Below are 19,704 nucleotides of genomic sequence, written 5' to 3'. Positions count from 1 at the left end.
CACCGTGCTCACGACTCGTCGGAGCCGATGTCGGCCAGGCGGGCCTCCTCGTCGAACTGGATCGCGCTCTCGACCACGGGGTCGAGCGCTCCGTTCATCACGCCGTCGAGGTTGTAGGCCTTGTAGCCGGTGCGGTGGTCCGCGATGCGGTTCTCGGGGAAGTTGTAGGTGCGGATCCGCTCGGAGCGGTCCATCGTGCGGATCTGCGTCTTGCGCGCATCCGAGGCGGCAGCGGCGATCTCCTCCTGCTGGCGGGCGAGGATGCGGGCGCGCAGGACGCGCATGCCGGCCTCGCGGTTCTGCAGCTGGCTCTTCTCGTTCTGCATCGAGACGACGATGCCGGTCGGGAGGTGGGTGATCCGCACCGCGGAGTCGGTGGTGTTGACCGACTGGCCGCCGGGGCCGGAGGAGCGGTAGACGTCGATCTTGAGGTCGTTCTGGTTGATCGCGACCTCCTCCGGGGCGTCGACCTCGGGGAAGACGAGCACGCCGGTCGTCGAGGTGTGGATGCGGCCCTGCGACTCCGTCACGGGGACGCGCTGCACGCGGTGCACACCGCCCTCGTACTTCAGGTGCGCCCAGACGCCCTGCGACGGGTCGGTCGCGTTGCTCTTGATGGCGACCTGGACGTTCTTGTAGCCGCCGAGGTCGGACTCGTCGCGGTCGAGGATCTCGGTCTTCCAGCCCTTCGCCTCGGCGTAGTGCAGGTACATCCGGAGCAGGTCCGCCGCGAACAGCGCGCTCTCGGCGCCGCCCTCGCCGCCCTTGATCTCCATGATCACGTCGCGGCCGTCGTCCGGGTCGCGCGGGATGAGCAGGCGGCGCAGCTTCTCCTGCGCGACGCGCAGGGACTCCTCCAGCTCCGGCACCTCCTCGGCGAAGGCGTCGTCCTCGCGGGCGAGCTCGCGCGCGGCCTCGAGGTCCTCGCCGGCCTGGATCCAGGCGGCGTGCGCCGACTTGATCTGGTTCAGCTCGGCGTAGCGGCGGTTGACCTTCTTCGCGCGCGCGGCGTCCGCGTGCAGGGCGGGGTCGGACAGCTGCGTCTGGAGGTCCTCGTGCTCGGCGAGGAGGACGCTGACGGATTCGAACATGGGGTTCCTGGTTTCCGGGTGGTGGTGGAGGGGTGGGCAGCACATGCTGGTCGAGGAGGTGCCGCAGGCGCCGTATCGAGACCGACGTGCTCAGCGGGGTGGGTCTCGATACGCCCGCTCCGCGGGCTACTCGACCAGCATGGAGCGGCCCGCTGCGCGGCTGCTTCGCGAACAGGGCGGCCCGCTGCGCGGGGTGCTCGAACGGGATGAGCGCGCCGCAGGTGCCGTGGGACGCGAAAACGCCCGCGGCCGCCCCCGGAGGGGCGACCGCGGACGTCGGGGCAGCTAGTGGTGGCCGTTGCCGTGGTTCCCGGTGGTCGGGCCGACGGCGGACTTCGAGACCTGCATCAGGAACTCGACGTTCGAGGACGTCTCCTTGAGGCGGGACAGGATGATCTCGAGCGCCTGCTGCTGGTCGAGCCCGGCGAGGGCGCGGCGCAGCTTCCAGGTGATCTTGACCTCGTCCGAGCTGAGGAGCATCTCCTCGCGGCGGGTGCCCGACGCGTTCACGTCGACGGCGGGGAAGATCCGCTTGTCGGCGAGGTGGCGCGAGAGACGGAGCTCCATGTTGCCGGTGCCCTTGAACTCCTCGAAGATCACCTCGTCCATCTTCGAGCCGGTCTCGATGAGCGCCGTCGCGAGGATGGTGAGCGAGCCGCCGTTCTCGATGTTGCGCGCCGCTCCGAAGAACTTCTTCGGCGGGTACAGCGCCGACGCATCGACGCCACCCGAGAGCACGCGGCCCGAGGGAGCGGCGGTCACGTTGTAGGCGCGGCCGAGGCGGGTGATCGAGTCGAGCAGCACGACGACGTCGTGGCCCAGCTCGACGAGGCGCTTGGCGCGCTCGATCGCGAGCTCGGCGACCGTGGTGTGGTCCTCGGCCGGGCGGTCGAACGTGGAGGCGACGACCTCGCCGCGCACGGTGCGCTGCATGTCGGTGACCTCCTCGGGACGCTCATCGACGAGCACGACCATGAGGTGGACCTCGGGGTTGTTCTGCACGATCGCGTTGGCGATCTGCTGCAGGACGATCGTCTTGCCCGCCTTGGGCGGCGCGACGATGAGGCCGCGCTGGCCCTTGCCGATCGGGGCGACCAGGTCGATGATCCGCTGGGTCAGCTTGCCCGGCTCCGTCTCGAGGCGCAGGCGCTCGGTCGGGTACAGCGGCGTGAGATCGTGGAACTCGACGCGCGCGGCGGCCTCGTCGACGGTCTGGCCGTTGATCGAGTCGACGCGGACGATCGCGTTGTACTTCTGGCGGCCGCCGCCCTCGCCCTCGCGGGGCTGGCGGATCGCGCCGACGACGGCGTCGCCCTTGCGCAGGTTGTACTTCTTGACCTGGCCGAGCGAGACGTAGACGTCGCTGACACCGGGCAGGTAGCCCGTGGTGCGCACGAAGGCGTAGTTGTCGAGGACGTCGAGGATGCCGGCGACCGGGATGAGGACGTCGTCCTCGCTGATCTCGGGCTCGAAGTCGTCGCCGACCGCTCCCCCGCGGCGCTTGCGGTCGCGGTAGCGGCTGCGGCGGCCGTCCTCGCCGTCGGCCTGCTGGCCGTTCTGCGCGGAGCCCTGGGCGTTCTGGCCGTTGCCGCCCTGCGGCTGGCCACCCTGGTTGCCCTGGTTGCCGCCCTGGTTGGACGGCGCCTGGCCGTTGCCGTTCTGCGCGGCGCCGTTCTGGCCGCCGCCGTTCTGGCCGTTGCTCTGGCCGCCGTTGCTCTGGGCGCTGCCGCCCTGGCCGTTCTGCTGGCCGTCGTTCGCCTGGCGGTCCTCGCCGCGGCGGTTGCGGTTGCGGCGGTTGCGGCCGCGGCCGGTGCCCTGCTGGTCGCCGCCGTTCTGCTGGCCGTCGTTCTGCTGGTCGCCGGAGTTCTGCTGGTCGTCCTGGCGGTCGCCGGAGTCCGGCTCGTCGCCGGCGTCCTGCGCGGAGGACTCGACGGCGTCGGTGGTCTCGGGCTGCTCGCTCTGCTCGGCGCTGCCGCCGCGGCTGCGACGGCGTCCGCGACGCTCGCGCTGACCGCCCTCGCGGGAGGAGTCGTCCGACTCCGGCCCGTTGGGCAGCTCGATCTCGATGACCGGACGCGGCGCCTGCTCGGCGTCGGGGGCCTGCTCGAGGACGGGCGGGAGCTCGGGGATGAGCGACTCGACGCCGCTGCCGGCCGGCACGTTCAGGTGCTCGCCGGCGGCGACGGTGCCACTGGAGGCGCGACGCGAGCCGCGGCGACGGGGCGCGCGCTCGGCGGCGGGCTCGGCCACCGGCTCGGCGGCGACGGGGAGCTCGAGCTCGACCGGGGCGGCCTCGGCGGCGGCGGGCGCCGGCTCCTCGACCGTGGTGGCGGCCTGCTCGAGGACGTCGGCGGTGTCCGCCTCCGTGCTCTCGGCGGGCGCGGTCGACTCGACGGGCGTCTCGAGCGCCGGGGCGCTCTGCTCGGCGACGTCGGCGGGCTCTGCCTCGACGCTCGTGCCGTCCACGACGGGCTCGGCCTCGGCCGGCTCGGCGAAGGACTGCTCGGCGACCGAGGGCTCGGCGGGCGCCTGCTCCTCGGCGGGAGCGGCGGGCTCGGCGCCCTCGGAGTCCGCACCGGCGCGGAGGTCCGAGATGGCCGAGACGAGCTCGCCCTTGCGGAGCTTGGAGGCTCCGCCGATGCCGAGGCTCGTCGCGAGGGCCTGGAGCTCCGCGACGCGGAGGCCGATGAGATCGGCGTTGGTGTCCGCGGCGGTACCGCGGGTGTTGACATCTGTCACTGGAGAGGGGTTCCTTCCCCCCGGGAGCGATCGCTCACCGGGAGAGCACATCAGCCGTGCGGGTCCATCGCGAGTTCTGATCCACGCGATGCTCTCGGTCGCCGGCTCGACCTGCCTCGGGAAGCGCAGAGAGGGCACGAGCGACCAGGCGCTGATCTGCACGAGAAGCAGGGGCGCCCTTCACACGATGTGATGGCCGTGATTATCGGGACGATCCGTCGGACAGATTCCGCTCGTTACGCGGCTCCTCGGGATGCGATCCCCACTGTAGCACCCTTGAAGTCGACGGCCAGCATGTGCGCCCGCCACGGCGTGTGCGCCTCCTTCGCCACCAGATCCGCGGCGGCGAGGCGCTGCGCGGGGTCGCTGCAGAGCACGAGGACGCTCGGTCCGGCGCCGGAGACGACGGCCGCGTAGCCGTGCGAGCGCAGCAGCGCGATCAGCTCGGAGGTCTGCGGCATCGCGGCCGCCCGGTAGTTCTGGTGGAGCTTGTCCTCGGTCGCCGCGAACAGCAGCTCGGGGCTCTGGATGAGGGCCGCGATCAGCAGCGACGAGCGCGACACGTTGAAGACCGCGTCCTCGTGCGGGACGCTGATCGGCTGCAGCGAGCGCGCCAGCCGCGTCGACATGGTGTGCTCGGGCACGAAGACGACCGGCGAGACGCCGCGGTGCACCATCAGCTTCTTGGAGCGCGGCCGCAGCGGCGCCTCCGGCCCGCCCTCGGCACCGGGCTCCACCCAGGCGATGGTGAGACCGCCGAAGAGCGCCGGCGCGACGTTGTCGGGGTGCCCCTCCATCTCGGTCGCGATCCGGAGCAGGTCGTCGGAGTCGAGCTCGACGATGCCGTCGAGCAGACCCTTGGCCGCCATGATCCCGGAGACGATCGCCGCTCCCGAGGAGCCCATGCCGCGGCCGTGCGGGATGATGTTGCGCGCCGTCACCTCGATGCCGGGCATCTCCTGCCGCTGGTCGGCGAAGGTGTAGGCGATGGCCTGGACGACGAGGTTCGTCTCGTCGGTCGGCACCTCGCCCTCGCCCACACCGTGCACCGCGACCCGGGCGCCCGTCGCCGTGACGGCCGTGACCTCGAGCTCGTCGTACGCCGAGAGCGCGAGGCCGAGCGTGTCGAACCCGGGGCCGAGGTTCGCCGAGGTCGCGGGGACCTTGACGTGCACGGAGCGGCCGACGGGAACCGCCGAGGTCATGCGCCGGCCAGCCCCAGCACGTCGGCGATCGCCGCGGTATCCACGGGCACGACGGTCGGCGTGATGTCCTCGCCGTCCGCGGTGCGGAGGGCCCACTGCGGGTCCTTCAGGCCGTGGCCGGTGACGGTCAGCACGACGGTGGCGTCCTTGGGGATCGCTCCCGCCTCGGCGCGCTCGAGCAGGCCGGCGACGCTGATCGCGGAGGCGGGCTCGACGAAGACGCCGACCTCGCCCGCGAGGATGCGGTACGCCTCGAGGATCTTCTCGTCGCTGATCGCGCCGAAGTAGCCGTCGCTGACACTGCGCGCGTTGAGCGCGAGCTCCCAGGAGGCCGGGTTGCCGATCCGGATCGCGCTGGCGATGGTCTCGGGGTGGCGGACGGGGGCGCCGTGCACGATCGGCGCGGAGCCCTCGGCCTGGAAGCCGAACATCCGCGGCAGCTTCGTCGACTCGCCGCGCTCGAGCTCCTCGGAGTAGCCGCGGAAGTAGGCGGTGTAGTTGCCGGCGTTGCCGACCGGGACGATGTGGAAGTCCGGCGCGTCGCCGAGGACCTCGACGACCTCGAAGGCGGCGGTCTTCTGACCGGCGATGCGGTCCGGGTTCACCGAGTTGACCAGGTGCACCGGGTAGTTCTTCGCGAGGTCGCGGGCGATGTCGAGGCAGTCGTCGAAGTTGCCCTGGACCTGCAGCAGCTGCGCGTTGTGCGCGATCGCCTGGCTGAGCTTGCCGAGCGCGATCTTGCCCTCGGGCACGAGCACCGCGGCGGTGATGCCGGCGTGCGTCGCGTAGGCCGCGGCCGAGGCGGAGGTGTTGCCGGTCGAGGCGCAGATCACGGCCTTCGCGCCGTGCTCGACGGCCTTCGAGATCGCCATGGTCATGCCGCGGTCCTTGAAGGAGCCGGTGGGGTTCATGCCCTCGTACTTGACCCAGACCTTCGCGCCCGTGCGGGCCGAGAGAGCCGCCGCCGGGATGAGCGGGGTGCCGCCCTCGCCGAGCGTGATGACGGGGGTCGCCTCGGTGACATCGAGGCGGTCCGCGTACTCGTGCAGGACTCCGCGCCACTGCTTGGCCATCTCAGGCTCCTTCAACTCGTAGAACGGACGTCACGGCGCCGACGAACCCGTGGGATTGGAGAGCGGTGACGGTGGCCGCCAGATCGGACTCTGCCGCGGCGTGCGTGCCGATGACCAGGGTAGCGGTCGGCTCGCGCCGCTCCGCACCGGTGTCGGCGAGGGGGTCGAGCACGGGCGGCGTCTGCACGAGCGTCTCGACGGAGACCCCGTGCTCGGCGAAGACGCCGGCGATCTGGGCGAGCACGCCGGGGCGGTCGAGCACCTCGAGCGTCACCTGGTAGCGGGTGGTGACGTGCCCGATCGGCAGCACCGGCAGTCCGGAGCTGGCGCTGGTGACGAGGCCGGGGCCGCCGACGACGTGGCGACGGGCGGCCGAGACGACGTCGCCGAGCACGGCCGAGGCGGTCTCGACGCCGCCCGCTCCCGCGCCGTAGAACATCAGGCTGCCGGCGGCCTCCGCCTCGACGAAGACGGCGTTGTTCGCGCCGTGCACGGCGGCGAGCGGGTGCGTGCGGTGCACGAGCGCGGGGTAGACCCGCGCCGAGACGCCCTCCTCCCCCGTCTTCGCGTCGACGAGGCGCTCGCAGATCGCGAGCAGCTTGATGACGTAGCCGGAGGCGCGGGCCTGCTCGACCTGCTGCTGGGTGACGCCGGTGATGCCCTCGCGGTGCACCAGGGAGACCGGGACGTCGGTGTGGAAGGCGAGCCGGGCGAGGATCGCCGCCTTCTGCGCGGCGTCGTAGCCCTCGATGTCGGCGGTCGGGTCGGCCTCGGCGTAGCCGAGCTCGGTGGCGAGCGCGAGCGCCTCCTCGAGGGTGGCGTGCTCGGTGTCCATCCGGTCGAGGATGAAGTTGGTGGTGCCGTTCACGATGCCGAGGATCCGGTGCACCCGGTCGCCGGCGAGGCTGTCGCGCAGCGGGCGGATGATCGGGATCGCCCCGGCCACCGCGGCCTCGTAGTTGAGCTGCGCGCCCACCTGGTCGGCGGCCTCGAACAGCTCGTTGCCGTGCGCGGCGAGCAGCGCCTTGTTGGCGGTGATCACGTCGGCACCGGAGGAGATCGCCTTGAGGATGTAGCTGCGCGCCGGCTCGAGGCCGCCGATCAGCTCGACGACGATGTCGGCGCCGAGGATCAGCGCCTCGGCGTCGGTGGTGAGGTACTCCCTCGGGATGTCCGCGGTGCGCGGTGCGTCGAGGTCCCGGACGGCCACGCCGGCGAGCTCCAGCGGCGCCCCCACGCGCTGGGCGAGCTCGTCGCCGTGGTCGAGCAGGAGGCGCGCCACCTGGGCACCGACGGACCCGGCGCCCAGCAGGGCGACGCGGAGGCTGCGGTACTCGATCATCGGAGGATGGCCTTTCGTTCGATGCCGGCATCGCGGCGGAGGAGGTCGTCCTCGGTCTCGCCGTGCACGATGACGCGCGCGACTCCGTCCCGGACGGCGACGACCGGGGGGCGGCCGAGGTGGTTGTAGTTGCTCGAGAGCGACCAGCAGTAGGCGCCGGTCGCGGCGACGGCGAGCAGGTCGCCCGGCTGCACGTCGGCGGGGAGGAAGTCGTCGTGGACGACGATGTCGCCCGACTCGCAGTGCTTCCCGGCCACGCGCACGAGGGCGGGCTCGGCGTCGGAGACGCGGTTGGCGATCCGCGCCGTGTAGTCCGCGCCGTAGAGGGCGGGCCGTGCGTTGTCGCTCATCCCGCCGTCGACGCTGACGTAGCGGCGCACGCCGTCCGTGCCGACCGCGACGTCCTTGATGGTGCCGACCTCGTAGAGGGTCAGCCCGGCGGGCCCGATCAGCGAGCGGCCCGGCTCGATGGCGATGTGCGGCACCGGGATCCCGCGGGTCGCGCACTGCTCGCCGACCGCGTCCGCGATCGCCGCGGCGATCTCGCCGATCGGGGTCGGGTCGTCGGCGCTCGTGTAGGCGATGCCGAAGCCGCCGCCGAGGTTCAGCTGCGGGACCGGGCCGTCGGCGAGGAGCCCCGCGTGCACCGCGAGCAGCCGCGAGGCCGACTCGGCGAAGCCGGCCGAGCCGAAGATCTGCGAGCCGATGTGGCAGTGCAGGCCGAGGAAGCGCAGGCTCCCGTGCGAGCGGATCCGCGCGACGGCGTCCGGGCAGTCCTCGAGGGTGATGCCGAACTTCTGGTCCTCGTGCGCGGTGGCCAGGAAGCTGTGGGTGTGCGCGTGCACGCCGCTGTTCACCCGCAGCCGCACCGGCTGGACGCGGCCGTGTCGCTCGGCCGCCGCGGCGACCCGCTCGATCTCGAGCACGCTGTCCAGGACGATGGCGCCGACGCCGGCCTCGACCGCCCGGTCGATCTCGGCGAGCGACTTGTTGTTGCCGTGCAGGCCCATGTGCTCGGGCTCGACGCCGGCGGCGAGCGCGACGGCGAGCTCTCCCCCGCTGCAGGTGTCGATGTTCAGGCCCTCGGCCCGCATCCAGCGCGCGACCTCGGTGGAGAGGAACGCCTTGCCGGCGTAGTAGACGGTGACGCCGGTGCCGATCCGGCCGAGCTCGCGCTCGAAGGCCTCGCGCGTCGCGACGGCGCGGCGGCGGGCGTCGTCCTCGTCGACGACGTAGAGCGGGGTGCCGAAGCGGGCGGCCAGCTCGGTGGCCGCGACGCCGGCGATCTCGAGACCGCCGTCCGCCGAGCGGAGCGTGCCGCCGGACCAGACGCCGTCGGCGAGGGCGTTCGCGTCCTCGGGGCGGTGCAGCCAGTCCGGAGCGAGGGGATGACGGGGGGCGCGGACGGGTGCGTCGGCGTGTGCCACGGGTGAGACCTCACAGGAGAGAGTGGGAGCGTCACTGCGTGGCGAGCGAGTCCGGATTGACCCCTGAAGCCAGCAAGATCCTTGAGAGTGCTGTCGGTGGCAGTGCTCTCGGTGCTCGCACTGCCGCCGTTCGGCCCGCGGGACACGCGGGCACAGGGCTCCGATCCTACCGGTCGGGCGCTGCGCGTCCGTCGCGGGTCAGGAGCAGACGCCGGTCTCCTGCTGCGCCGGGTCGCTGAGGAACGTTGGAGAGAGGTCGAAGGAGGCGTCCAGCGAGTCGGCCGTCACGGCGACGTCGGTGAGCGCGAGCCCCTGCGGCACGGCATCGGCGATGCAGACGGAGCGCGCGGCGAGCAGCCCCTCGGCCACGGCGCCGAAGCGGTCCTCGACGTCGGCGGCGCTGATCGTGGTGCCGCCCGCCGTCACCTCGGACGGCGTCAGCTCGATCGCGCCGTCGGCCGCGCCGAGCTCGATGCCGACGCCCGCGGCGAGGGTGAGCCCGAGCACGTCCACCGAGGTGTTCACGCGCACCAGCGGCGGGTCGAGCGTCACCCCGTCGATCGGCACCTGGCTCCGCGCGGCGACGAGCGTGCTCACCGAGTCGGGATCGAGGGCCACGGTCGCGCGCCCCGCCTCGAGCGGACCGTCGCCGCTCGCGGGGACGCCCTCGAGAGTCGCGTCGACATCGCCGTTCAGGTCGCCGAACGCGACGTCCTCGCTGCGGATGTCGAGCCGGTCGAGCGAGCCGGCGATCAGCTGCGGCAGCACGGCCCAGCCGGCGACCTCGACATCGACGGGGTGGTCCGCGGGGAGCGAGAGCGCCTCCCGGATGCTCGACGCCGCGGTGTCGGCGACCGCGCGGCGGGCGAGCACGTCGCCGACGACGGCGGCCACCGCCAGCAGCACGATCACGATCACGGCGACGATCGCGATCCGGCGGCCGCGGCGCGGCGCACCGGCGTCGGCGGCGGTCACATCCGGTCCGGAGCGGTCACGCCGAGCAGCGAGAGCCCGTTGCGCAGGACCTGCGCGGTCGCGTCGTTCAGGCGCAGGCGGGTGGAGTGCACGGCCTCGATCGGGTCGTCGCCCTGCGGGACCACGCGGCAGTTGTCGTACCAGCGGTGATACAGACCGGCGATCTCCTCGAGGTAGCGGGCCACCCGGTGCGGCTCGCGCAGCTCGGCGGCGAGGGCCACGATGCGCGGGAACTCCTGCAGCCCGCCCAGCAGCGCCGACTCGCTCGGGTGCACCAACGTCTCGGGAGCGAACGGCTCGCGCGGCACGCCCGACGCCTCCGCCTTGGCCGCCACCTGGCGGGTGCGGGCGTGCGCGTACTGCACGTAGTAGACGGGGTTGTCGTTGCTGCGCTTGGTGAGCAGGTCGAGGTCGATGTCGAGCGAGGAGTCGGCCGACGAGCGCACCAGGGAGTAGCGCGCGGCGTCGACGCCCACGGCCTCGACCAGGTCCTCCATCGTCACCACGGTGCCCGCGCGCTTGGACATCCGGACCGCCTGCCCGTCGCGGAGCAGGTTGACGAGCTGGCCGATCAGGATCTCGAGGTTGACGCCCGGGGTGTCGCCGAAGGCCGCGCACATCGCCATCATCCGGCCGATGTAGCCGTGGTGGTCGGCGCCGAGCATGATGATCGCCCGGTCGAAGCCGCGCTCGCGCTTGTCGAGGTAGTAGGCGAGGTCGCCGGCGATGTAGGCCGCCTCCCCGTCGCTCTTGATGATGACGCGGTCGCGGTCGTCGCCGAAGTCCGTGGTGCGCAGCCACGTCGCTCCGTCGGCCTCGAAGATGTGGCCGAGCTCGCGGAGACGCCCGATGGCCCGCTCGACGGCGCGCGACTCGTGCAGGGAGTTCTCGTGGAAGTAGACGTCGAAGTCGACGCCGAACTCGTGCAGGCTCTGCTTGATCTCGCCGAACATCAGGTCGACGCCGATCGAGCGGAAGGTCTCGTTCAGCTCCGCCTCGGGCAGGACCGAGAGGTCGCCCGGGTAGGCGGCGACGACGCGATCGGCGATGTCGGCGATGTAGGCGCCGCCGTAGCCGTCCTCCGGGGTCGGCTCGCCGCGGTAGGCGGCGAGGACGCTCCGGGTGAAGCGGTCGATCTGCGCGCCGTGGTCGTTGAAGTAGTACTCGCGGGTCACCTCGGCGCCCTGCGCGATCAGCACTCGGGCCAGGCTGTCGCCGACGGCCGCCCAGCGGGTCCCGCCGATGTGGATCGGGCCGGTGGGGTTCGCGGAGACGAACTCGAGGTTCATCTTCAGACCGGAGTAGGCGGAACCGGTGCCGTAGGCCTCGCCCGCGTCGACGATCGCGCCGGCGAGCGCGCCCGCGGCGGCGGCGTCGAGCCGCACGTTGAGGAACCCGGGGCCGGCGACCTCGACCGAGGCCACGCCGTCGACCGCGCCGAGGCCCTCGGCGAGCTCGGTCGCGAGCTCGCGCGGGTTCGCCCCGGCCTTCTTCGCGATCTTCATCGCGATGTTCGAGGCCCAGTCGCCGTGGTCGCGGTTCTTCGGCCGCTCGAGCACGACGTCGCCGAGCGCGACCTCGGCGTCGCTCCCTCGTCGCTGCACGGCGTCGAGGACGAGGGCGTGCAGGGAGGCGGCGAGCTGTTCGGGAGTCACGGGGCACGATTCTACCGGCCGGTCCGCCACCCCCTCCTTCCCGCCGATCGCCCCGCCTGCTGACGGGGTCGGGTCTCGATACGCCCCTCCGGGGCTACTCGACCAGCAAGAAGGAGCCGAGCCCACTCGGCGCCCACTCCCCATCGATCGAGCACTCGCCCTCCTCGCCGTCGAATCGAGCAGCCCCGTTTCATGCTGATCGAGTAGCCGGCGCAGCCGGCGTATCGAGATCCGCCGTCACCGAGAGCCCACCTGCCGGACCCCGCCCGCCCGCGCCCCGGCGCCCCGACCGCCGCGATTGCTAGGGTGCAGCGCATGCGCCGACCCGCCGCCCTCGCTCTCCTCGTCGCCGTCGCGGCCCTCGCCGGCTGCGCGCCGGCCGCGGATCCGGCGCCGAGCGCGAGCGACGCGGTCACCGGCACTCCGATTCCCGTCACCTGCGAGCAGCTGGTGCCCGCCTCCACCCTGACCGGACTCTGGGCGGGCTTCTCCCCCAGCGACGCGGTGGAGCCGACTGCGGTCTCCGCCGAGATCGCCGGCTACGACGGCCTGGTCTGCGGCTGGGCCGACTCCGAGGGCGCCGACTTCCAGGTCGCGGTCGCCCGGCTCGACCCGGCCGTCATCGAGGCCCTCAAGAACGAGTTCTTCACCACGAGCGAGGCCGTCCCGACCTACGGCCGGCCGCCGGAGATCGAGGGCTACTACGAGGTCGCCGACAGCCGCGGCATCGCGGACGCCTTCATCGGCGACCACTGGCTCGAGGCGTCGAGCGCGTCGTTCGTCGAGCCGGGCGACCCGGAGCCGCTCGTCCGCGCGGCGCTGGACGCCCTCGCCGGCTGACCGCCCGGGTCCGAGGGGGTCGGCTCAGCCCAGGCGCACCGGCGAGACGTGGTCGTCCTCGACGACCTCGTCGCAGGTCGCCTCGACGTTCATCGTCTCGAGCCGCAGGTCGGTGAGGTAGCTGCTGAGGAAGGCCGTGTCGGCGGTGTCGCGGCCGGAGGAGATCCGGAGCATCGACGGCCGCGGAGCAAGCCGGGTCGCGTCGACCACGTGCCAGGCCCCGTCGACCCAGGCCTCCGACACCGCGTGGAAGTCGCGCGGCTCGAGCCCAGGAGCGTAGACGGCGGTCACCCGCGCCGGGATGTCGAGCGCGCGCAGCAGCCCCACGACGGTGTGCGCGAAGTCGCGGCAGACGCCCTGCCCGCTCTCGATCACCTGCGCGGCTCCCCCGGTCGCGACCGTCGAGCCGTAGACGTAGGAGAGGTGCGCGTGCACCCACTCCTCGACCGCGGCGAGCGCCTCGAAGCCCCGGGCCCGGCCGAATTCGCGCCGGGCGATGCCGCCGAGCGCGTCCGTCTCGGCGTAGCGGCTCGGCCGCAGGTACTCGACCAGCTCGAGCTCGCTCGGCTCGTCCGGCACGCCGCGCCCGGAGACGCGGCCGCGGTACTCCACCTGCATCGCCCCGGCGTTCGCCGCGACGCGGTGCACCCGCGCGCCGTGCCGCGCCGGGAACTCCCGCACCGGGACGGGCTCGCCGTCCAGCGTGACGGTGAACGAGTCCTCGAACCCGTCTCCGGTCGGCGTCGCCGCCAGGAGGAAGATCAGGTCGGTCGGCCCGTTCAGTCGCAGGCCCAGCGAGGCGGAGACGGTGCGCAGCATGCCCCCATCGTGGCACGACCGCACGGCCCGCCACGGCGTCCAGCGGCGCCCACCCCGGGTGCTAATGTTGACAGGCACTCCTGGCCCCCATAGCTCAGGGGATAGAGCACTGCCCTCCGGAGGCAGGGGCGTAGGTTCGAATCCTACTGGGGGCACCACTCTCGAAGGCCCGGAATCGCGCGGAAAGCAGCGCGAACCGGGCCTTCTTCGTTCCCGCCCGCTTTCTCAAACGGCCGCCTCGACCAGGTCAGGGTCCTCGGCTGATCAGCTGCCACCTGTGGCCGCGCGCCGCGGTCGCCGGAGACGCTCGACGACGCCGAGCACCCGGGCGCGCACGGCCTCGGTCCTCCGCTCCGTGAGCGCGCCGAAGGCCCAGCCCACGGCGCACGCGAAGAGCGCGAGGGCGAGGACGCCCGCCCAGCTCGCCGCGGACGGCGGCCACCAGGCCGACGGCGGCGGGAACAGCACCGCGTGGAGCAGCATCAGCACGGGCACGTGCGTCGCGTAGAGCGAGAACGAGAAGCCCGAGACCCAGGTGCCGCCGCAAAGCAGACGGTCGAGACCCTTGCCGGGGATCCCCTCGGAGCGGCACAGCACGACGACGAGGGCCACCGCCGCGATCGTCGTCGCCCACGTCGTCCAGCCGAGATCATCCGGGCCGGCTTTCGCGAGGCGATCGACCGACATCGCCGAGATCACGAGCAGGAGTACGGCGACGATCGAGGCGGCGGTGCCCTTCGGCCCGAGTCGGGAGAGGAACCGCGTGGCCGCCGCTCCCCTCCAGGCGACCGCCGCGCCGGCGAGCCACGCCAGGAAGAGGCCCGTGCCCGCCGGCCCGAGAACACAGACGACCACGACGGCTGCGGTGGCGCACAGCGTCCTCCGCCGCAGGGAGCCGCGCGTGAGCCCGACGAGGAGCAGCGGGAACAGGAGGTAGTACCCGGCCTCGTAGCCGATCGACCAGAGCGGCTGGTCGGTGCCGAAGGGCCGGACCAGGTGCGGCTGGAGGAAGACGACGTTGCCCAGTGCCCCGAGGACGTTGCCGTCGACCTGGGCGGAACCGCCCGGCGCGTACTGCGGCCGGTCCGCGAGGAAGGCGACGCCGACGGCGTCGAGGACGGCCGTGAGCACGAGGGCCGGGATCAGGACGAGCCACAGCCGGGTCAGGCGGGAGGTGAGGTACTTCGTCCAGCTGAAGGCGCCGCGGGCGAGACCGCTGCGGACGGAGCCGCCGACGAAGAAGCCGCTCAGGACGAAGAAGACGATGACGGCACCGTGACCGAGGGACGTCAGCGCGTAGAGCGCGCTGTCGACGGGGCCGAGCCGCGTCTCAGCAGCTGGGACCAGGAAGGCCTGCCGCACGTGAGCGACGAGGACGAGCAGTGCGGCGCAGGCCCGGACGGAATCGAGGGCTCGGTAGGTCATCGCGGCCGCTCCGTCCCGTCACCCGGACGCGGCGGAGCTCGCAGCGATCGCAGCGGGGGACGTCAGCAGGCTGCCGCATCGGCGGCGGCCCTCGTCCTCAGGGCGCTGCCGACGGCGGAACTGGCGCGGGACGGCGCGTCCGCCAATCTGCGCGACGCCTACAGGGGCTCAAATCGAATCTCGCTGCTAGCGAAGAACTTCGCGCCGCAGGTGACGGCCTCGATATGGCGGCGAACGAGGATCGAATACATACGCGTCACATAAATAATGGCAACAGTTTTCACGGTCGCGAACCAATAGCGGCAGCGAGTCAATCGGCAATCATTTTTTGGCGTTGCGCCTGCGGCGCGCCGATCAATAGTGGCGAGAGGCGAGTGAATCGAATTCCGCTCCCGACCACCCACGGAATGACGAGGGCTAACAGGAAGTCGAAAGCAGTTCCGTTCGGCGGGGTACTCAGAGCCCAGAGGACGACGGGGTGCGCGAAGACCACGAAGAGCCCGCCGCTCGAAAGAAACACGATCACCCGACCGCTTAGATCGCCGAATAGTCGGACGATTCGCTCGGCAAGCACGATGAGCGCCGCGCTGATCGCAATAGCGACTGCAGCACTGAGAAGTGGCGTTCCGACGTCAGCGCGCTTGAGGTCGAGTGGTGCGGAGACGCCAGTCGAAATGAGCGCTACCGCGCCGGAGAGTGCACTCACTGCGATGACGAACTCGGCGCGGATCGACTGACGGTAGTGCGCGAAAGTGGTGCCCGCAACGACGAAGACGAGCCCTGCGAGTCCAGTGCCGATGCCCAACGGCAGGAGGGAGAAAGCTTTCGGCGCGACGCCCGCGGCGAGAAGCAACGTCACGGCGATCACCCAGTGAGCCTTGAGAGGCAGCCCCTGCAGCACCCGATAGAAGAGCGCGACGAAGAGCAGCGCCGAGACGAACCAGAGGATGGAGAACGGACGGCCGACGAAGTTCCCGCCTGCGATGGGCCGCCAGATGTCTTCGAGCTCGAGGTCACCGATGACGATCTGCTGCACGAGCCAGACGGGCAGGAGGATCGCGAGCCAGGCGAGGTAGGGAACGGCGAGCGTCAGAAGGCGCTTGTGCGCTTCAACCCGGAGCGGTCGCCAGCGTGTCCAGAGGTAGCCACTAAGGAAGAAGAACAAGGGCACATTCCATGTGAAAAGCGCTCTTCGTGACCAGTCGGGGGCAGTCCAGACGTGGCAAGCGACTACTGCGACGATGCCCAGGATGCGGACAACATCGATCGCAACCGAGCGAGGTGCAGAGATCATGACTCACGGTAGCTCGCGGTGGAGCGAGCCTCATCTGTCGACTGCTGACCGACGGAACGGGCAATTTCACCCGACATGACCACTACTGATATTGCCTTACGAAGGCAGCCCTACCGTGATAATCACAACTTAATCAAAGCGATTCGATGCAACGTGCATGTCTCCCGAAGGCCTTCGGCTCCCACCGGGGCGGCACTCTTCAAGGACCGTCAAATCCGATTAGGTGTAATTTGATCCGCGCGACTCCTGTACAGGTACACCCTCGAGAATCAGTGCACGATCCGAGTAGCGGCGAGCGGAGGATTCGAGGCGACTTCCTTAAACTATGCAGGGCAACAATCGTCTAATCACTCCGAGAACCCTCGCTGGGCCACGATCGTCCGCTGACCGCCGCTTCGACCTGCGGCCGAGTAAATCGAGACGATGTTCGACGCAATCAGGTGTACAGGTAGTTGGTCGCGGCGCAGTTGTCGTCACAGAAACCATCTCGCCGCGCCGGTCGGGCGCCGCAGGCGATGCACTGCAGAGAGGTGGAGCTCCTGCGCGAAAATACGAACATCGCCGGGAGGTTTCGACGCTGCGAACGCTCAGGCGCCGACGCATTGACGCTCGACTCGACAGGGTGTCGATCGAGCGCGCCGAGAATTCTGGCGACGATCGAGGGCGGTCGAGAAATTTTCATGAGCATCGTTAGCTCCGTATCTACGCGACTTTCGGGTCGTCGCGTTTTGACGCATCCTACGCCCCCCGTAGGGGTACGGGCAGAGTGGAATTCCGTGCAAGACCTGGAAAGTCGGGGCCTCACAGCCTCGTCCGTTCGCGACAGCAGTGGCGCGCCGTCCCGAGCGAGCGTCGACGCACCTCGGCTGCGGTGCGCGCTCCTCCACCCGCGCCGCCGAAACGCGCTCGGCACACACCGCGTTCCTGAGAGCGGCGTCGTAGGGTGAGCGCGTGAAGATCCTTGTCGTCGAAGACGATCCAGCCATGGGCGAAGCACTCGTGGGCGGCCTAGAAGACGCCGGCTACGAAGCGGAGCTGACGACGAACGGCATCGACGCGCTCGTCGCGTTCAGCAACGCCGAGTTCTCGGCCGCCATCGTCGACGTGATGCTCCCCGCGATGTCGGGCTTCGAGATCTGCCGGCGCATCCGCGAGTTGGGCCGCTCCACGCCGATCCTGCTGCTCACCGCCCGCGACTCCGTGGAGGACCGCGTCTTCGGCCTGGACGCCGGCGCGGACGACTACCTGACGAAGCCGTTCGCGTTCACCGAGCTCAACGCGCGGCTGCGGGCGCTGCTGCGGCGGAGCCCCTCGCTGATGTCCACCTCGATCGAGGTCGGCCGCATCACCGTGGACGGCTCCAGCATCCGCCGCACCGCCGACAACACGCGCATCCACGTCAGCCCGAAGGAGCTCGAGCTGCTGAAGCTGCTCATCTCGCCGGTCGGCTCGGTCGTCACCCGCCAGCGCATCCTCTCCGAGATCTGGGGCGGCGGCGAGATCGTCGACAACAACATCGTCGACCAGTACGTCAGCTACCTCCGCAAGAAGCTGCCCGCCGAGGACACCGGGGTCAGCATCGTCACGGTGCGCGGCAAGGGCTACTTCCTCCGCCCGGTCGAGTAGCCGCATGGCCGCTCCGAGCCCGCTCGCCGCGGCGCGTGCCGCGAGGCGGCGCTCGGGAGCCCTGTCGATCCGCGCCAGGATCACGGTCGGCTCCGTCGCCGTCGCGACCGTGCTCTTCGCCCTCGCGGCGATGCTCTTCTACCAGGTCGTCACCGGGATCGTCGAGCGCAGCGAGCGGACGATCCTCGTCTCGATCGAGGACGAGATCCGCCGCGACATCGCGGCCGGCGACGTCCCTCGGGTCCGGGACTCCTCCACGGGACAGCTCTACCTCGCGATCACCCCGGACGGCGCGGTCGACGCGACCACCATGCCGACCGAGGTGCGCCGCTCGGTGCAGGCGGAGCTGCGCGACCGCGCGGCCGACGCGGTGCCGCGCTACACCGAGGTCGCCACCGCCACCACGCGCTACCTGGTGCGCATCACCGCGGTGGAGGGCGAGGACGGCACCTGGAGCGTCGCCACCGCACGCGACCAGGCCGCGTCGCAGCTGGTGCTCGACGACTTCGCGCACGTGCTGGTGTACGCGGCGATCTTCCTCGTCGTCACCTTCGGGCTCGCCTCCTGGATCCTCACCGGAGCGGCACTGGCACCGGTGCGCCGGATGCGCGCGCGCGCCGACCAGATCGCCGCCGACCCCACTCCCGGCGATCAGCTGCCGGTCGTCGGCACCCGCGACGAGATCGACGAGCTCGCCGAGACGCTCAACGCGTTCCTCGCCAAGCAGACGGCCTCCCTGGCGCGGGAGAAGCAGATGGTCTCGGACGCCAGCCACGAGCTGAGGACGCCGCTCGCCGCGCTCTCGGCCCAGCTCGAGATCGCACACCACCGCGTGGAGGACCCGGTCGCCGTCGACCGCGTGATCCTCGACGCGCAGAAGAGCGTCGACCGCCTGGTCCGCCTCGCCTCCGCACTGCTGGACATCTCCCGGATCGAGAGCCGATCGGCCCGACCCGCGTCGCCCTTCGCCGAGCTGGTCGACGAGCTGGTCGGTGCGGTCGACCGCACCCGGCTGCTCGCGGCCGAGTCGGACGTCGAGATCGACTACGAGATCGACGAGCGCGAGCCCGCCCGGCTCTACGCCGTCGCCACCCAGGACTTCGGCCGGGTGATCGACAATCTCGTCCGCAACGCGATCCAGGCGATCGGCCACGGCGGGACGATCGTCGCGGCGCTCGCGCAGAAGGACGGCCGGCTGCTGCTGACGGTCTCCGACGACGGACCGGGCATGCCGGCGAAGTTCATCCCGGTCGCCTTCGACCGCTTCTCCCGCCCCGACGACTCGCGCACGATCGCCTCGGGCGGCAGCGGCCTGGGTCTCGCTCTCGTGCACACCACGGTGCTCTCCGGCGGCGGGACGGTCGCGCTCTCCAACAGGGAGCCGCACGGCCTCGCGGTCGACATCGTCCTGCCTCCGGTGGGCTCCGCCGCCCGCTGAGGCGACGGCCCGGCGCACGGGCCGTCCGATCAGGACGGTCCGGTCACCATGGCCCGGACGCGAAGAAGGCCCCCGGATCGCTCCGGGGGCCTTCGAGGCGGGTCAGCGCCGCTCGTCCTCCGGACGGATCGGCACCGGCTCCGCGTCCGCGGGAGGCGGCGACCAGACCGGCGCCGTCGACTCGGCGGGGGTGCCGTCGAGCAGGTTGCGCGCGCGATTGACCACCTCGGGGTCGACGATCACCGAGTAGCTGGTGGCGATGACCTGCATCGTCGAGGTGAAGTCGCGGCGGCGGCGGTTGACCGCGTAGGAGGCGAGGCCGAAGAGCATGCCGAAGCCGGCACCGAGCAGCACGGCCGCGATGAGGAAGGAGAACTCGGTGGTCGGCGAGAAGATGATCAGCAGCAGGCCGAGGAAGACACCGAGCCAGGCGCCGGAGGCGGCGCCGGCGAGAGCGACGCGGCCCCAGGTGAGCTTGCCGGTGACGCGCTCCACGCTCTTGAGGTCGTTGCCGAGGATGGCCAGCTGCTTGACCGGGAAGTCGGCCCGCGCGAGGACGTCGACGGCCTGCTGCGCCTTCTCGTAGGTATCGAAGGTGGCGAGGATCTCGCCGCGCGGGATCGTCGGGGAGGCGGCGCCCCGGCGGTTGTTCATGGGCATCTGCTGAGTCACCTGCTCAGACTGTCACAGAGGACTTGGAGCATTCTGGACACGGATCGGGAGCTTCCCGAGCGCGCGGTGGGAGCGGCGGGACC

At 71.3% G+C, this 19,704-nt stretch carries 15 protein-coding genes and 1 tRNA gene; 4 read left to right on the top strand and 12 right to left on the bottom strand.

The window, feature by feature from the left end:
• Window positions 1–8: 8 nt before the first annotated feature.
• The 8 genes from prfA to argS all read right to left on the bottom strand — a co-directional run bounded on the left by prfA (window position 9) and on the right by argS (window position 11,507).
• Window positions 9–1,091, bottom strand: coding sequence for a peptide chain release factor 1 (gene prfA, locus C1I64_RS03210; protein ID WP_123445476.1), 1,083 nt, complete (start codon window positions 1,089–1,091; stop codon window positions 9–11).
• A gap of 285 nt (window positions 1,092–1,376) precedes the next feature.
• Window positions 1,377–3,830: a transcription termination factor Rho gene (gene rho / locus C1I64_RS03205; protein WP_244209393.1), complete on the bottom strand. Its 2,454-nt coding sequence runs from the start codon at window positions 3,828–3,830 to the stop codon at window positions 1,377–1,379.
• 236 nt (window positions 3,831–4,066) lie between these two features.
• Entirely contained in the window at window positions 4,067–5,035 is a 969-nt protein-coding gene (thrB, locus tag C1I64_RS03200; protein WP_123445474.1) for a homoserine kinase, read from the bottom strand.
• On the bottom strand, window positions 5,032–6,108 hold the full coding sequence (thrC, locus tag C1I64_RS03195) for a threonine synthase (RefSeq protein ID WP_123445473.1): 1,077 nt from the start codon (window positions 6,106–6,108) through the stop codon (window positions 5,032–5,034). The genes thrB and thrC overlap by 4 nt, the downstream gene beginning before the upstream one ends.
• A 1-nt stretch (window position 6,109) precedes the next feature.
• Complete coding sequence (locus C1I64_RS03190; protein ID WP_123445472.1) at window positions 6,110–7,450, bottom strand: homoserine dehydrogenase; 1,341 nt, start codon at window positions 7,448–7,450, stop codon at window positions 6,110–6,112.
• Window positions 7,447–8,877: a diaminopimelate decarboxylase gene (gene lysA, locus C1I64_RS03185; RefSeq protein ID WP_127886180.1), complete on the bottom strand. Its 1,431-nt coding sequence runs from the start codon at window positions 8,875–8,877 to the stop codon at window positions 7,447–7,449. Before lysA ends, C1I64_RS03190 begins: the two co-directional genes overlap by 4 nt.
• Window positions 8,878–9,075: 198 nt before the next feature.
• The gene (locus C1I64_RS03180) at window positions 9,076–9,852 is read right to left on the bottom strand and encodes an LmeA family phospholipid-binding protein (RefSeq protein WP_127886179.1); all 777 of its coding nucleotides are present in this window, start codon (window positions 9,850–9,852) and stop codon (window positions 9,076–9,078) included.
• Window positions 9,849–11,507, bottom strand: a complete 1,659-nt coding sequence (gene argS, locus C1I64_RS03175; protein WP_208645080.1) for an arginine--tRNA ligase — start codon at window positions 11,505–11,507, stop codon at window positions 9,849–9,851. Before argS ends, C1I64_RS03180 begins: the two co-directional genes overlap by 4 nt.
• A gap of 315 nt (window positions 11,508–11,822) precedes the next feature.
• On the opposite strand from argS, the gene C1I64_RS03170 reads away from it, so the two are divergent.
• Entirely contained in the window at window positions 11,823–12,347 is a 525-nt protein-coding gene (locus C1I64_RS03170) for a hypothetical protein (RefSeq protein ID WP_127886177.1), read from the top strand.
• A gap of 24 nt (window positions 12,348–12,371) precedes the next feature.
• On the opposite strand, the gene C1I64_RS03165 is transcribed toward C1I64_RS03170, so the two are convergent.
• Complete coding sequence (locus tag C1I64_RS03165) at window positions 12,372–13,166, bottom strand: transglutaminase-like domain-containing protein (RefSeq protein ID WP_127886176.1); 795 nt, start codon at window positions 13,164–13,166, stop codon at window positions 12,372–12,374.
• Window positions 13,167–13,249: 83 nt separating this feature from the next.
• Between C1I64_RS03165 and C1I64_RS03160 the strand changes: the two genes are divergently transcribed.
• Window positions 13,250–13,324, top strand: a tRNA-Arg gene (locus C1I64_RS03160).
• Between the two features lie 106 nt (window positions 13,325–13,430).
• Here C1I64_RS03160 and C1I64_RS03155 read toward each other — a convergent pair.
• Both C1I64_RS03155 and C1I64_RS03150 read right to left on the bottom strand, forming a co-directional pair.
• Entirely contained in the window at window positions 13,431–14,591 is a 1,161-nt protein-coding gene (locus C1I64_RS03155; RefSeq protein ID WP_127886175.1) for an acyltransferase family protein, read from the bottom strand.
• A 310-nt stretch (window positions 14,592–14,901) separates the two neighbouring features.
• Window positions 14,902–15,885, bottom strand: a complete 984-nt coding sequence (locus tag C1I64_RS03150) for an acyltransferase family protein (RefSeq protein ID WP_127886174.1) — start codon at window positions 15,883–15,885, stop codon at window positions 14,902–14,904.
• A 951-nt stretch (window positions 15,886–16,836) separates the two neighbouring features.
• Here C1I64_RS03150 and C1I64_RS03145 point away from each other — a divergent pair.
• Both C1I64_RS03145 and C1I64_RS03140 read left to right on the top strand, forming a co-directional pair.
• Complete coding sequence (locus tag C1I64_RS03145) at window positions 16,837–17,511, top strand: response regulator transcription factor (RefSeq protein WP_260300519.1); 675 nt, start codon at window positions 16,837–16,839, stop codon at window positions 17,509–17,511.
• Between the two features lie 4 nt (window positions 17,512–17,515).
• Complete coding sequence (locus C1I64_RS03140) at window positions 17,516–18,949, top strand: sensor histidine kinase (RefSeq protein WP_127886173.1); 1,434 nt, start codon at window positions 17,516–17,518, stop codon at window positions 18,947–18,949.
• Between the two features lie 102 nt (window positions 18,950–19,051).
• Here C1I64_RS03140 and C1I64_RS03135 read toward each other — a convergent pair whose 3' ends face one another.
• A complete protein-coding gene (locus C1I64_RS03135) occupies window positions 19,052–19,603 on the bottom strand; it encodes a YflT domain-containing protein (protein ID WP_208645079.1) in 552 nt (183 codons plus the stop codon).
• Window positions 19,604–19,704: the final 101 nt, after the last annotated feature.

Origin of the sequence: Rathayibacter festucae DSM 15932 (assembly GCF_004011135.1) — a bacterium.
Taxonomy (GTDB): domain Bacteria; phylum Actinomycetota; class Actinomycetes; order Actinomycetales; family Microbacteriaceae; genus Rathayibacter; species Rathayibacter festucae.
The sequence above is the reverse complement of the archived record's forward strand: the minus strand, read 5'-3'. Positions and strand labels throughout refer to the sequence as shown.

Coding starts and splice junctions, on each gene's coding strand:
- prfA (WP_123445476.1), bottom strand. CDS start 1,091: ATGTTCGAATCCGTCAGCGTCCTCCTCGCCGAGCACGAGGACCTCCAG.
- thrB (WP_123445474.1), bottom strand. CDS start 5,035: ATGACCTCGGCGGTTCCCGTCGGCCGCTCCGTGCACGTCAAGGTCCCC.
- thrC (WP_123445473.1), bottom strand. CDS start 6,108: ATGGCCAAGCAGTGGCGCGGAGTCCTGCACGAGTACGCGGACCGCCTC.
- C1I64_RS03190 (WP_123445472.1), bottom strand. CDS start 7,450: ATGATCGAGTACCGCAGCCTCCGCGTCGCCCTGCTGGGCGCCGGGTCC.
- C1I64_RS03170 (WP_127886177.1), top strand. CDS start 11,823: ATGCGCCGACCCGCCGCCCTCGCTCTCCTCGTCGCCGTCGCGGCCCTC.
- C1I64_RS03165 (WP_127886176.1), bottom strand. CDS start 13,166: ATGCTGCGCACCGTCTCCGCCTCGCTGGGCCTGCGACTGAACGGGCCG.
- C1I64_RS03155 (WP_127886175.1), bottom strand. CDS start 14,591: ATGACCTACCGAGCCCTCGATTCCGTCCGGGCCTGCGCCGCACTGCTC.
- C1I64_RS03150 (WP_127886174.1), bottom strand. CDS start 15,885: ATGATCTCTGCACCTCGCTCGGTTGCGATCGATGTTGTCCGCATCCTG.
- C1I64_RS03140 (WP_127886173.1), top strand. CDS start 17,516: ATGGCCGCTCCGAGCCCGCTCGCCGCGGCGCGTGCCGCGAGGCGGCGC.
- C1I64_RS03135 (WP_208645079.1), bottom strand. CDS start 19,603: ATGAACAACCGCCGGGGCGCCGCCTCCCCGACGATCCCGCGCGGCGAG.